Here is a 12,657-nt window from a genome sequence, read left to right as displayed (position 1 = left end):
AATCGTGGGCTTAGACTAATATCGACGCCATGACAGTCTGTTTTATCCCGTCGCCAAGTATTTCGCAATTTTCTCTTGGCTTTGTAAACATAAAGTTTTACGCTCTTAGTATTCTTGCCGGTATTTTGGTTGCAATGTGGATTACTACGCGTCGATGGAAGCGTCTTGGAGGAGATTTTAACCAGATACTTGATCTTGTTTTAGTCAGTCTTCCTGCTGGAATAATTGGCGCGCGTTTGTATCACGTTATTACAACTCCAGAAAAGTTTTTTGGCTCTAATGGTGATTTTTTAGAAATTTTTAGAATTTGGAATGGTGGTCTAGGAATTTGGGGCGGCATATTCTTAGGCGCATTGGCTGCTTGTGTGTTATGCAAGTATCGTAAATATCCTATTGGATTACTAGCTGATTGTGCAGCTCCTGCAGTGCTTATTGCTCAAGGTATAGGAAGATTGGGGAATTGGTTTAATCAAGAACTTTACGGAGCTCCTACTAACTTGCCATGGGGTTTGAAGTTAAATTATGATACCACACAAGCAATAGGTCATAGTGAAAGATGTTATGATGGGTTAACGTGCCCAGAAGGCACATTATTTCATCCAACATTTTTGTACGAGATGATTTGGAATTTCATCGGTGCTGCATTGCTTATTTATTTTGGCAAAGTTATAGCTAAGAAGTTAAAAGCCGGTTCCGTATTCGCACTTTATGTTATGTGGTACACAATCGGACGAGTATGGATTGAGGCATTGCGAATTGATTTTTCACATGTTTTCTTAGGTGTTCGCATTAATGTTTGGGTTTCTATTATCGTATTTATTTGTGCAACTATTGTTTTTGCTTTGCTGCAAAAGAGTGCTAGTACTCGTGATTCTCTTGTTGAACGACTTATAGATATAACTTCAGACGAAAGAGAACGTGAGTCTCAGAATACTTCTAGTAAATAAGATTCAAGTATTTGAAAAAGCAATTTTAAAAATTTTGTTTTTATAAAACTAGTCGCTTGCATTTTCTAGAATAGTACACATGAATATACAAATAGCACCTAGCATTCTTTCCGCAGATTTTTGCAATCTTGAGCGTGACCTTGATGCAATATCTAATGCGGATCTTGTTCATGTCGATGTAATGGATCATCACTTTGTACCTAACTTGACTTTAGGTGAACCAATTGTTAAGCGAATTTGTGAGGTTACTAAACTTCCAGTTGACGTACATTTGATGATTGAGGATCCAGATCGTTGGGCTCCAGAATACGCTAAGCTTGGAGCTGCTTCTGTGAGTTTCCATATGGGTGCTACTCATGCTCCAGTGAGATTAGCTCGTCAGCTTCGCGATATGGGTTGTAAAGCTTGCTTTGCTGTGCGCCCTGCGGAACCAGTTGAACCTATTTTCGATATTCTTGATGAATTCGATATGGTTCTTATTATGACTGTTGAGCCTGGTTTCGGTGGACAGAAGTTCTTAGCTAATCAAATGAATAAGGTTCGCCGTTTACGCGACGAAATTACTCGTCGTGGTCTTAATACTCATATTCAGGTTGATGGAGGAGTTAGCCCTTCGACTGCAGCAATAGTTGCTGAAGCTGGTGCTGATGTGCTTGTTGCAGGTTCTGCAGTTTATGGAGCAGAAAGTCCTAGAGAAGCGATTGAAGCTATTCGTAATACTGCAAAGGCTGCTTGGCGCGAATAAATATTAGATGTATGTTGGGGACATGAAATATGTCCCCAACATGTTAAGTATTGCACAACAAGCGAGTTTTTTTGATGCGAATATATGCTGATTAATTGAGTGATTTCGTATGAGGAAGATATTATGACTAAGTTCGTTATTAATCAGGAATATAGTCCTGAAGCAATGAATCGAGTTTTGACAATACCTAATCTAATCAGTTTTTTGCGCATATGTTCAATTCCTTATATTGCTTGGCTTATTACACAGCATCAGATGACTTTTGCTCTTATTGTTTTAGCAATATCTGCGTTTTCTGATTGTCTTGATGGTTATATTGCTCGTACTTTGAATCAAGTTAGTAAGTTGGGTCAAATCCTTGATCCTATAGCTGATCGTCTATTGATTTTTTGCAGTACGTTAGCTTTAGCTGTTGCAATGATTATCCCTTGGTGGGCACTTTTATTAGTAGTATTGCGTGATGCTATTATGGCTGTACTTGTAATAGTACTTGCGCAAAGAGATTATGGTCCTTTGCCTGTTAACTTCGTAGGTAAAGCTGGTACAGCGCTTCTTATGCTTTCAATCGTTTCTTTAATGATTGTTTATGCTGTAGCTACTGAGTCTATGTTCCTGCTTTATGCTGCTGCACTTGCATGTGGAGTGTGGGGTATTGCTCTATATTGGTATGCTGGCTTGCTTTACTATATGCAAGCTTATTTGTTACTTGCTAAGTCAAGAAAAAACTAAATAAGGCGTGTACGCACATATGACTAAGCAAGATGAATTTGTTAGTTTAAAAGATAGTATCAAAGATTTAGATGTAAAACATACGTCTCATAAAAGCACTATGCCAATGTCTTTTGCTGCTCCTGATGGAATGTTGTTAACTAGACGTAGAGCATTATTCTCGCACTCATTTACTGGTATTTCAACGCATCATGTTGTAATGTCTCCCAGTGGTTTTGCTCACAATCATGATCGTAGACGTTATATTGACGATTATGCTTTGCGTCTTATTGATGATTTAACTAATCGTCCGGTTGATCCAATGTTTATGGATGCAAGATTAAGTAAACAACCTGTTAAACCGTTTAATCTGTGGTTCACTAGAGCTATAGTATTTTTATTGTGTGTTTCTATCGGTACTGTTGGGAGTCAGTTTGTTCGTAAGTTACACACTGATCCTAGAAAAGCAATACGTTCTTCATTAGCTAATGAGTTGTCAGGTTATACGTCTCGTTTCGATAAGCTTGTAGAAGAAGTAACGTTATTGAGAAATAACGTAGATCATGAGTCGCAAAAAATTACTACGCCTGAAGAGGATGAAGTTAGTAAATCAGATGATATGGTTAATGGCACTCATGCTGTAGAAGGTTCTGGGATTACTGTAACTATTGCTAATCCTATTTCTGCTTCGAGCGATGTGAATAGCGGTTCTTTGCCTCGCGAGAGTAATGGCGCAAGAATGCGATTAGTTACAGATCGCGATATTCAACAATTTGTATCATTATTGTGGAAAGCAGGCGCTGAAGCTATTTCTGTTAATGGGCATAGACTTGGAGCACAAACTTCTATTCGTGTTGCTGGTCAAACTATTCTTATTGGAGTTAATCAAACTCAAAGTCCATATGTTATTGAAGTTATTGGCGATTCTGATGATTTAATTAAACAGTGTAATGATATGAAACGCATGAAATGGTACGCATCTTTAGCTAATGCAGGCATTAATCCACAGGTTTCACCTTCGAGAGTTATACGACTCAGCGCAGCAAACACAGGCGATATCAGTTTTGCCAACGAGAGAATTAGGAGATAAGCATGGCAGCGATTTTTGGATTAATTTTGGGAGTATTAATTGGAGTTGTTGTTCATCCAGATATTCCTATTGTCATTCAGCCTTATTTACCTATTATGGTCGTTGCAGCACTAGATGCGTTGCTTGGTGCCGCACGTGCATATTTTGAGAGAAACTTTTCGGATAAAGTTTTTGTTATTTCATTCTTCTCAAACGTTATAGCAGCTACGTTGCTTGTTTTACTTGGAAATCAGCTTGGTGTAGGTGCACAATTACAAACTGCAGTTATCGTTGTTTTAGGAATTCGTATTTTCTCTAACGTTTCTGCAATTCGTCGTTTCATCTTCAGGAGTTAGCATATGGTTTCAATGTTTTCTCATTCTCCACAAGGTGATGATATTCTTCATAAAATGCGTCGTCAAAAAGCGCATGATCGTGAAAGTGATGAAACTCAAACTGGATCTTTCCCAGCAGTTCATCGTAAAGTAAAATCTTCACTAAGTGGTCATGTGACGCGGGCGCGTATATTTACGGGCTTTTTAATGATGTTGCTCTGCGCTTTATTAGGTTTTGCGTACATGATTCAAGTTAATCGTAGTAACTCACTTTTGTATGAAACAATGAGCGAAGAGGAGTTGACACGTCTTATTACAGAAACTCATTCTCAAATTCAGAGTTTGGAAAGCCGAAAAAGTGAATTAACAGGTCAGCTTAATTCGTTGCGCGAAGCAGTAGATAAACAAGATGAAGCTCGTCGTATTGCTCAGCAGAATGCTCAAGCAAATGGTCTTATTTCTGGACGTCTGCCGGCAGTAGGTAAAGGTATTGTAGTTCACATTACTGCAGGTGAAAAAGAGAATATTGATGCTGCTACGATGTTTCAGCTAATAGAGGAATTGCGAAATGCTGGCGTAGAAGTTATGTCTATTAACGATGTGAGAATAGTTACTTCAAGCTATATTTCACAAACTAAGCATGGTCTTATATGTGACAATATTATGATTGATCCTCCTTATATTGTGAAAGCAATTGGTGACCCTCAGAATTTGCAAAATGCTGTTAATATTGCAGGCGGTGTTGGGTCGCGTTTAAAAATTAAATTTGGTTCTTCTGTAATGGTTTCAGTGCCTGATGAGGTAGAAATTACTTCGACACGCGAACCAAAACAGTACGAATATGCAAAACCAGTCGAGTAACAAGGTAGAATAGCAAGTATGACTGAACCGATTCCTACAGCTGGCGAAACCACTATTATTGGTATGCCAGCTATTCATATTCCAATGAATACAACTTCAGATCGTCCTATGCAGCAGGATGATTTTGATACTATAGCGAAACTACGTCCTGGTACTGCGTTGTTGATTTCAACTAGGGGAGCAGTGTCTGGTTCTCGCTATCTTCTCGATGAAGACTTAGTAACAGTTGGGCGCGATTCGCATGCTGATATTTTGTTAGATGATTCTACTGTTTCGCGTGCTCATGCAGTGTTTAAGCGCCATAATGGCGTGTTTAGCATTTCAGATTCTGGAAGTCTAAATGGTACGTATGTAAATCGTGAACGTGTTGATGAATCAGTGCTGCATAATGGCGATGAAATTATGATTGGCAAATTCAGACTGGTATTTTTCGCACATGACGCAGTCACAGTCCGATAATGTGATTAACGCAGTACAGGGGGAGCTTTTTAATTTTTCTCTGTCTGCTGATCACGCTTCAGGATACCGTGGTAGTGTCGCTATGAAGGTTGCCGGTATTACTTACCGGCAACTCGATTATTGGGCTCGTAAAAGCATTATAGAGCCTTCAATTCATGCATCTAGTGGTTCTGGTTCTCGTCGTTTGTATTCTTTTAAGGATATTGCGATTATGGCTGTAGCTAAAAGGCTGCTTGATGCTGGCGTTAATTTAGTTAATGTTACTACGGCTATTATTTTTCTTAATCGATACTCAGAAGAGCGTTTGAGAAATATGACTATTATTTGTGATGGTCAATCTGTTCAAGAGTGCGATGAGAATCAAGATAATATGCGTAGTATGCTTGCTTCTGGTTTAGCAGTATTTGCTATTGCTGTTGGCCGCATTGTTTCTAGAGTTGAAGAGGACTTATCTTCTGAAAATTCTGTTGATGCTACGCAAGTTGAAGAAAAAAGTAGTAAGTCTACTCGCAAATCTTATTCAAAACCTACTTCTCATACATCTTCAAACTCATGGAGTCTTGTTCAGGAAACGTGGGGATAATGGCATGTTTGTAGTTGTTATTATCGCTGTTATTTGCTGGTTTGCTTCAGTATCATTGTTTTTCTATAGTTTATTTGCTTGCGTGCGTTTTTTAGTAAAATTTCGAAAAAATGCTTATTTGAAGGCAAATAGTATTAGCAATAGTAATAAGAGAAATTCTATTGGTTTAATGCCTTGGAGTATTGTTATTACGCATTGTTGTGGGCTTCCTTGCGCAATGCTTGCGTACATGCTTTTGCATATTGTTCGCGATTTTGGATTTGTTCGCGATGATTATTGGTTATTAATGAGATCAACGCTGATTGCGTCATATGTGATTATTATCGCGCTTATTTTTGTCAATATTTTTGCAATGCTATTTTGTGCGTACCGAAGCTGCAAGTCTTAGATTATTTAGTAAGAAGTATCAATAGGGATATTATTTGATAGTAGTTGAGATTTTGTTGGTTGTGTTTGATTGTTTATCTCTAATTTGACATAACGTACATTATCGGATAAATATCAAGTAAATCTAGTCAAATAATAAGCTCAACCGACAGAAACTGTGCATGTATGTAAAGAAAAAGCCGTTTTCCCGCCAAAAAACGACCGAAACTTTACGAGGGTGTAAAGAAAAAGCCGTTACGACAAAAATTCTGATTAGATTAAGCGAAATATTCGCAAATTGCAGTGCTTAATTCGCTTACGCTACCAATAATTCTGTAAGATCCGTGTGCTTCAAGCTCGCCAGGCTCAGCATAGCCCCAAGCGCATCCCAAGCAATCCAAGCCGCAATCTTTTGCTCCGTCGGCATCAGTCCAGCGGTCTCCAACCATCAAAGCTCTGTCGCCTTTTTCTGGATTGTAATCAATCTCATCAAAAACATAACGAATAACTTGAGTTTTGCTAATGCGCGACATATCTTTGCTAGCGCCATAAATTCCGTCAAGATACTTCGTTAAACCAAAATAATCGCAAATAGGCTTTACTTGATATTCTGGCTTGCAAGATGCGGTTGCTAAATAATATCCAGCTTCACGAAGTTTTGTGAGTTGCTCAAGTATTCCATCGTATACTTTGTTAAGTAGGCATCCTGGAATCTTTTTACCAGGATTATTTGGATCATCAAAAGTTGCTACTTCAGAATAATACTTGCGATACGTAGCAAGTCCCTTTGCTAGCAGCGATTCAGGCACATTATTGCGTTGAAGAGATTCTAAAATTGAAGGACCTATAAAACGATGCATTTCAGCATCGTCCGGAATAGACTGTTTCAATTCTTTCAATGCAAGCTTTGCGCAAGTAATAATACCAGCATCTGACTTTGTTAATGTGCCATCAAGATCAAGCAGAATAATGCGACGACTAGTGCATCCTGAAGTCACCGAGAATTCACTCATAGTCAGGAATCCAGCCCTCATGATGCATTTTTAGACGTTTGTCTAGTAAAGTTTTTAATTCTTCTTCACTACGACGTTCAAGCAGCATATCCCAATGCGTTCTAGAAGGCTTGTTGAAATCATCATCTGGACGATCATCGTCGCCTTCGCGATGTGCAATCGTGCCGCAGCGGCATTCCCACTCTTCAGGAATTTCTGCGCCTTGAGCAAAAGGAAGAATCGTGCGATGTCCCTTTGGGCACACATACACAACATCATTTCGTGCCGCGAAATCTACATTATCGTCAGATTCTAATGATTTCGCACCAATGCTCATACCGCGTAAACTGCGTTCTGCCATAGTATCTCCTTGTGTAGTACTTTATAAAATTACCGAATTGCACGGACTATATATATAAAAACGATTTATATATACAAAATACATGCGTTTTATTTGTATATGCTCATACTTATACATCTGAGTATGCAACAACTCCACGGTTTAATAGTTTTGCAGCTTCATAAGCGCACGAAGAAAGATTTTTATCTACGCCATCTATAGATTGTAAATATTCTCCTGCTGCGAAAAGTTGAGTAAGTAAATCAATAAGACGTTTAGCTTGACGCACGAAATCTCCTCCAGTGCTGTCGGTATTGCGCAAAATTTCAGCTAGATCAGCACCATTAGCCCAATCATACATAATATCTACAGCACCAAATTCAAGCGGTCTTAACGCTGGCAAATGAGCGTCTGCGCATAATGCGCTAGTACGCATAAATAATTCTTTCATTCGCAATACTGTATTAAATATCGCGCCATCCTTGCCGCCTGGATATCGTCTAGGTTCTCCCCCTGCAGGTCCTCTAGATTCATAAACTAATGCAGACAAGCACGATAATAATTCAAGCGGTGAAAGATTATTAAAAATTCCTTCGCAAATAGCTTCAGCAAATACAATGTCTAGTTCGTTATACAACCTTCTTAACAATTGACCGCGCTCAGTAAGGTGCAAAATTTGGTTTTGTGAAGAATCTTCAGATTGTAAATAATCCAAACTGTACAATACGTCACAAATATGGTCAAAAGTTCTAGCAACAGAACCAGTACGAGATTCGTAGCGTTCACGTACTTGATCAAGTTCCTTATGTTCTCTAATCCAATGGTAGCCCCAACGCAAATGTTGTTGAATATCTGCACAACCTGCACACGGATGCGTTTGCTCAGCTTCTCTAAGATTTGCAATAACATCATCCAGCGCTTTAAACGCTGCTGTGCGTTCTGCATCTGTGTGGAATAAAGTATGTTTCAGTTTACGGCGTTGATCGTGTTGAGCTTCTTTAAGCTTCATACGTAATTGTAAGAATTCAGCAAAATCCCCATGTTCGCAGTGGAATGCTTCTTCATAGCCTTTAAGAGCTGTTTCAAGTTCGTTCATGCGATTATGTAAACGTTCAGCAGAAGCATTAGCTTCCCATTGAGCAAAAGAACGATCTAGTGTTGTTCGAGCAGTATCTGCATCGCTTGAGTTCAGCAAATTAACTGCCATATTAAACGTAGGAACGAAGCTGGAATGTAGTGGGTATACGCGTTTACTAGAAAGCGCTGCAGCCTGTTGAGGAACAAAATCAGCATGATCTACAAGAATTGCGTAACCAATATCGTCAATTCCACGTCTTCCAGCACGACCTGTAAGTTGCGTAAATTCTCCAGGTGTAAGAGGTACATGCCCAGTACCGTCAAATTTTACTAGCTTTTCTACAACAACGCTTCGAGCTGGCATATTTAAGCCTAAAGCAAGTGTTTCTGTTGCAAAAACAACTTTAATAAGTCCGCGTTCAAATAGCGTTTCAACAATGTGACGGAATAACGCAATCATACCTGCATGATGTGCTGCAAATCCTTGTTCGAGAGCAAAACGAAAACGCTCAAAGCTTAAAGCGTGTAAATCTTCTTTAGAAAGTTGATTTGCAACCATACTGTCAACAATTTTACGGATTTCGTACATTTCTTCATCAGATGTAAGTATTAATCCTGCGTTTAAACATTGTTGAACAGCTTGATCGCAACCGGAACGAGAGAATATAAAATAAATTCCTGGCAGCATTCCTAGGTAATCTAATTCGTCAATAACAGCCCAGCGACGAGGAGTATGTCGTTTCGCGCATTTATCTAACTGTGCAACTCCCCCGTTAGCACTGTGCTTCTTACCTTTTCTGTAACGGTATTTGCTATCGCTGTAAGATTCTTTACGGCGACGAGCGCGGTACTCAAATTCATTAAGTTTCCTAGTCAATGCAGGGTTAACGCGCTTAGTTACGTTTCCATTATTGTCATGGTCGTACAAATCGAGTAACTCAGGCTCAGTTGCAGAATCCTCTTGAATAACAACATGTCTTTCTAAAGGCACAGGTCTGTGTTCGTCGACAACCAAATGAGTTTCTCCACGCACTGATTCTAGCCATGCAGAAAAATCTTCAACATTTGAAACAGTTGCAGACAACCCAATAATTTTCACCGATTTTGGAAGGTGAATAATAACTTCTTCCCACACAGCTCCGCGGAATTTATCTGCAAGATAATGAATTTCGTCAAGAACGACAAACCCTAAAGATTGCAACGTAATCGAATGCTCGTAAAGCATATTTCTTAAAACTTCAGTAGTCATTACAACAATGTCTGCTTCAGGATTTACAGAAGTATCGCCAGTTAATAACCCTACTCTGTCTGAGCCGTACTGTTCGCAGAAATCGTGATATTTTTGATTACTTAAAGCTTTAATAGGCGTTGTGTAAAAAGCTTTTACATTACGATTTTGCGCAAGAAATACAGCAAAATCCGCAACAACAGTTTTACCAGCTCCAGTAGGAGCAGCAACTAAAACATTATTGCCATTTTCTAGTGCATCAATAGCTTCAAGTTGAAAATCATCAAGTTCAAAAGACAAAGAACGCTCAAATTTAGATGCCATTGAACGCTCGTGCTTCATTGTATTTTTAAAAGCTGCGAAACGTTGTGAAGGAGATAATACTACATCATTCTCATTGCAGTCAGTTGGATTGCTTGATTTATTTTTGCAGTCTTTTTTATGTGATAAATGAGACATAAAAAGTATTAGTCGCTTTCTTATATGCTATAGCTGAATGTCTTCTTCGCGAAGAGATTTTTTATCCCAATGCTGCCATATTTTACGGTGATTTTCGCGAATTTTTTGATGACGCTCAATAACTTTTGCGTGCGTTCGCTCATATCGATTCGTTGCATCTTTAATAGGAAGTGTAAATAATGGATCTCGAGGATTTTCATTATCTTCTTTATTTGGTTCATGCAAACGTTCAAATCTAGAAGAAACGTCTTCGGAAATGCCAAAGCAGACCCTAGCTATTTTTATTGCGCTTAAAACGACAATAGCAACTCCTAGCGCTACCATGAGCAGCATAAAAACTGTTATGAGTAGCCAAATCCACCAAGGCATTGTTATTCCTCTGTATTCGCATTATCAGCGTGATTAACGCTTAATTCACGTTGAGCGCGAGCAATAATCATACTGCGCAATGTTTCAGGAGCAACAGCTGTAATATGACGTGCGTGAGCAATGCAAAAAGCAACGAACCATGAATCAGAAGAAACAGTAAGATGGACTTTTACTCCGCTGCCACAAGTTTCCATAGTGGCTCCAGAAAGATTCTTCAAAAAGTTCAATTCTGTTTCATCGGTAATAAAGCAAGTTTCAGTTCCGTTATCAAAGCACCATTTACGAAGTTCACTAACTGGCACATCTGGAATTTCAACTTGAGATACAGGCTCTACAACTTCTGCACGTTCAATACGTGCTACGCGAAGAACTTGCCAAATGCGAGGCAATCCATTCGCTTTATTAATTGTCGTATCTTTAGCAACAAATTCACGTTTATCTTCTGGTGTTTGCTGCTCTACATCAGTCCACACTGCAACATAGTAAACGCCTTCATCAACGTAAATCTTCGACGGTGCAACAATCTTGCGACGAATACGTCCTGCCCCGTCAGTGTATTCCATATCTAGCAAAGATCCAGAGTTAATAGCACTGCGAACAATAGAACAATTTCGAGGCTCAATTTCGTAACCTGTTAAACTCAGCCATGGAGTTTGACCAGGAAGAACATGACGGCGAAGACGTTTATACAAGGATTCAGCTTGTGTGCGCTGTTCAATAGGCAAAAGCAAGGAATGTGCCAAATAATTAGCAGACGCAGTAAGCATGCTCAAATATTGCTGCGAAATTCCAGCAAGTCTTTCCAATCCTAAAGAATTAGTAGCAGAAACAATTCCCTCGTTCTCAAGAAGAGTCCAATCTATATCAAAGAATTGGCTTCCGGCCATTTCCCCATCGTCAGAAACAGTAGTAAGAGTATTTATATCCTTGTGAAGAATTGTAACAAATCGACGAAGTTCATCATCGCTTTTTGGTCTACCAATAAAACGCTCAGCAAGCTCGTCTAATGGGAATTCCTCTCCAAGATGAGCAGACAAGAAAAGCATCAATCGAAGCCTACGATCTACTTCACTTCCAGTTTGGAATGAAGAGCCTTTTTTGGTATGCGATTTATCAGTGTCGCTATTTTGTTCTTCAATATTTTGCGCTTCTTGTATAGCATCTTCTTCATCTTTTTGCTCATTTTCGTCACATTGAGCAAAATTAACTGCTGCGTGCAAACGGCGATGGAAAGCATCAACTGCTTCTTGAGGGCTTACTACGCTAGATCCAGGATGTTCTAGCACAAACATCGCTAAGTCGTCAGCATCAGTATAAGCAACGTTTAAATGTTCACCATCGACATCCACAGTTGCGGCAAATCTGCGAGAATCAATAACTTTTACCAATGAATCAGGTAGCATTTGTGTTCCAAGACCAGGTGCGATTGAATCTAAGCCTAAGCCAGGAATAGGAGTTTGTGGAACTCTAGGAGCAGTGCGAGAAGTGCGCTGTTGCTCGTGTTGACCTGAATCAAGAGAAGAAATAGACATTGAACGAGCAAGATAATTTGCTGCAGCTAAAACTGGTAATTCAGATTGGTCGAAGCGTAAACGTACGCGAGGTTCATCGCCTAATTGCAAACGATAAGACGCAAAGTCTTGACCTTCGGACTTTGAAGAATATTCTGGCTGCCTAGATTCGATTGCAATACCCATAGCAGCAAGCTTTGCGCGATCTCGCTGGAATTGTTTTGCGAATGCTGCTTTAGCTGCTTGATCTGCAAGCTCACCGTACGAATCTGCATATGCCTTTACGCGCTGTGCAATTTGACGCGAAGTCAGCCATTGCGGGAATGCGGAAGACAATACAGCGAGTACATCTAACTCGTGTTTGCCCCATTTGTCGGAAAAACGTCGCCTTCCGTTGCTTCCTTCTACCATTAGTCCTCACGTATCATGTTTGTATCAATTTACTTATGCGCCTTGCATACAAGCGACTACGAAATGCAGCAAAACTTGTGTTGCAATACTGCGCACACCTTTTCTATTTTAATGGTGTTTTGCGGTACGTGTGGACATTTTTTAAAAAACTTCTAATAATTATGTATTTTTTATTCACACGAACATCAACAACGTTG

14 protein-coding genes are annotated in these 12,657 nt (G+C 39.4%); 9 read left to right on the top strand and 5 right to left on the bottom strand.

Annotation, left to right across the window (positions count from 1 at the left end; all coding sequences use genetic code 11):
• Positions 1-29: 29 nt before the first annotated feature.
• The 9 genes from lgt to DOD25_RS02870 all read left to right on the top strand — a co-directional run bounded on the left by lgt (position 30) and on the right by DOD25_RS02870 (position 6,095).
• Positions 30-947 carry a prolipoprotein diacylglyceryl transferase gene (gene lgt / locus DOD25_RS02910; RefSeq protein WP_004106607.1) on the top strand — a complete coding sequence of 306 codons (918 nt, stop codon included), beginning with the start codon at positions 30-32 and terminating at the stop codon, positions 945-947.
• Between the two features lie 79 nt (positions 948-1,026).
• Positions 1,027-1,692: a ribulose-phosphate 3-epimerase gene (gene rpe, locus DOD25_RS02905; RefSeq protein WP_004106609.1), complete on the top strand. Its 666-nt coding sequence runs from the start codon at positions 1,027-1,029 to the stop codon at positions 1,690-1,692.
• A gap of 123 nt (positions 1,693-1,815) precedes the next feature.
• Complete coding sequence (locus DOD25_RS02900; protein WP_004574267.1) at positions 1,816-2,421, top strand: CDP-alcohol phosphatidyltransferase family protein; 606 nt, start codon at positions 1,816-1,818, stop codon at positions 2,419-2,421.
• A gap of 19 nt (positions 2,422-2,440) precedes the next feature.
• A complete protein-coding gene (locus DOD25_RS02895; RefSeq protein WP_004106613.1) occupies positions 2,441-3,490 on the top strand; it encodes a DUF881 domain-containing protein in 1,050 nt (349 codons plus the stop codon).
• Between the two features lie 2 nt (positions 3,491-3,492).
• Positions 3,493-3,825, top strand: a complete 333-nt coding sequence (locus DOD25_RS02890; protein ID WP_004106615.1) for a small basic family protein — start codon at positions 3,493-3,495, stop codon at positions 3,823-3,825.
• Positions 3,826-3,828: 3 nt separating this feature from the next.
• Complete coding sequence (locus DOD25_RS02885; RefSeq protein ID WP_004106616.1) at positions 3,829-4,665, top strand: DUF881 domain-containing protein; 837 nt, start codon at positions 3,829-3,831, stop codon at positions 4,663-4,665.
• Positions 4,666-4,683: 18 nt separating this feature from the next.
• The gene (locus tag DOD25_RS02880; RefSeq protein ID WP_004106618.1) at positions 4,684-5,124 is read left to right on the top strand and encodes an FHA domain-containing protein; all 441 of its coding nucleotides are present in this window, start codon (positions 4,684-4,686) and stop codon (positions 5,122-5,124) included.
• A complete protein-coding gene (locus DOD25_RS02875) occupies positions 5,102-5,707 on the top strand; it encodes a MerR family transcriptional regulator (protein WP_004106620.1) in 606 nt (201 codons plus the stop codon). Before DOD25_RS02880 ends, DOD25_RS02875 begins: the two co-directional genes overlap by 23 nt.
• Positions 5,708-5,825: 118 nt before the next feature.
• On the top strand, positions 5,826-6,095 hold the full coding sequence (locus tag DOD25_RS02870; RefSeq protein WP_234025950.1) for a hypothetical protein: 270 nt from the start codon (positions 5,826-5,828) through the stop codon (positions 6,093-6,095).
• A 256-nt stretch (positions 6,096-6,351) separates the two neighbouring features.
• Here DOD25_RS02870 and DOD25_RS02865 read toward each other — a convergent pair whose 3' ends face one another.
• The 5 genes from DOD25_RS02865 to DOD25_RS02845 all read right to left on the bottom strand — a co-directional run bounded on the left by DOD25_RS02865 (position 6,352) and on the right by DOD25_RS02845 (position 12,460).
• The gene (locus tag DOD25_RS02865; protein WP_050397231.1) at positions 6,352-7,086 is read right to left on the bottom strand and encodes an HAD hydrolase-like protein; all 735 of its coding nucleotides are present in this window, start codon (positions 7,084-7,086) and stop codon (positions 6,352-6,354) included.
• Entirely contained in the window at positions 7,079-7,426 is a 348-nt protein-coding gene (locus tag DOD25_RS02860; protein ID WP_004106625.1) for an RNA polymerase-binding protein RbpA, read from the bottom strand. The genes DOD25_RS02865 and DOD25_RS02860 overlap by 8 nt, the downstream gene beginning before the upstream one ends.
• Before the next feature lie 109 nt (positions 7,427-7,535).
• On the bottom strand, positions 7,536-10,169 hold the full coding sequence (locus tag DOD25_RS02855) for a DEAD/DEAH box helicase (protein WP_112928651.1): 2,634 nt from the start codon (positions 10,167-10,169) through the stop codon (positions 7,536-7,538).
• A 27-nt stretch (positions 10,170-10,196) separates the two neighbouring features.
• Complete coding sequence (locus DOD25_RS02850; RefSeq protein ID WP_032842489.1) at positions 10,197-10,538, bottom strand: hypothetical protein; 342 nt, start codon at positions 10,536-10,538, stop codon at positions 10,197-10,199.
• Positions 10,539-10,540: 2 nt separating this feature from the next.
• Positions 10,541-12,460 (bottom strand): helix-turn-helix transcriptional regulator, encoded by a 1,920-nt coding sequence (locus DOD25_RS02845; RefSeq protein WP_004106631.1) that lies wholly within the window; start codon positions 12,458-12,460, stop codon positions 10,541-10,543.
• Positions 12,461-12,657: the final 197 nt, after the last annotated feature.

Origin of the sequence: Gardnerella leopoldii (assembly GCF_003293675.1) — a bacterium.
Taxonomy (GTDB): Bacteria; Actinomycetota; Actinomycetes; order Actinomycetales; family Bifidobacteriaceae; genus Bifidobacterium; species Bifidobacterium leopoldii.
This window is presented reverse-complemented; position numbering and strand designations above follow the sequence as displayed.

Bases quoted from the DNA above. Each gene is read 5' to 3' on its own strand.
- DOD25_RS02885 (WP_004106616.1), top strand. From the start codon at position 3,829: ATGGTTTCAATGTTTTCTCATTCTCCACAAGGTGATGATATTCTTCAT.
- DOD25_RS02865 (WP_050397231.1), bottom strand. From the start codon at position 7,086: ATGAGTGAATTCTCGGTGACTTCAGGATGCACTAGTCGTCGCATTATT.
- rpe (WP_004106609.1), top strand. From the start codon at position 1,027: ATGAATATACAAATAGCACCTAGCATTCTTTCCGCAGATTTTTGCAAT.
- DOD25_RS02890 (WP_004106615.1), top strand. From the start codon at position 3,493: ATGGCAGCGATTTTTGGATTAATTTTGGGAGTATTAATTGGAGTTGTT.
- lgt (WP_004106607.1), top strand. From the start codon at position 30: ATGACAGTCTGTTTTATCCCGTCGCCAAGTATTTCGCAATTTTCTCTT.
- DOD25_RS02895 (WP_004106613.1), top strand. From the start codon at position 2,441: ATGACTAAGCAAGATGAATTTGTTAGTTTAAAAGATAGTATCAAAGAT.
- DOD25_RS02860 (WP_004106625.1), bottom strand. From the start codon at position 7,426: ATGGCAGAACGCAGTTTACGCGGTATGAGCATTGGTGCGAAATCATTA.
- DOD25_RS02900 (WP_004574267.1), top strand. From the start codon at position 1,816: ATGACTAAGTTCGTTATTAATCAGGAATATAGTCCTGAAGCAATGAAT.
- DOD25_RS02850 (WP_032842489.1), bottom strand. From the start codon at position 10,538: ATGCCTTGGTGGATTTGGCTACTCATAACAGTTTTTATGCTGCTCATG.
- DOD25_RS02855 (WP_112928651.1), bottom strand. From the start codon at position 10,169: ATGTCTCATTTATCACATAAAAAAGACTGCAAAAATAAATCAAGCAAT.
- DOD25_RS02880 (WP_004106618.1), top strand. From the start codon at position 4,684: ATGACTGAACCGATTCCTACAGCTGGCGAAACCACTATTATTGGTATG.
- DOD25_RS02845 (WP_004106631.1), bottom strand. From the start codon at position 12,460: ATGGTAGAAGGAAGCAACGGAAGGCGACGTTTTTCCGACAAATGGGGC.
- DOD25_RS02875 (WP_004106620.1), top strand. From the start codon at position 5,102: ATGACGCAGTCACAGTCCGATAATGTGATTAACGCAGTACAGGGGGAG.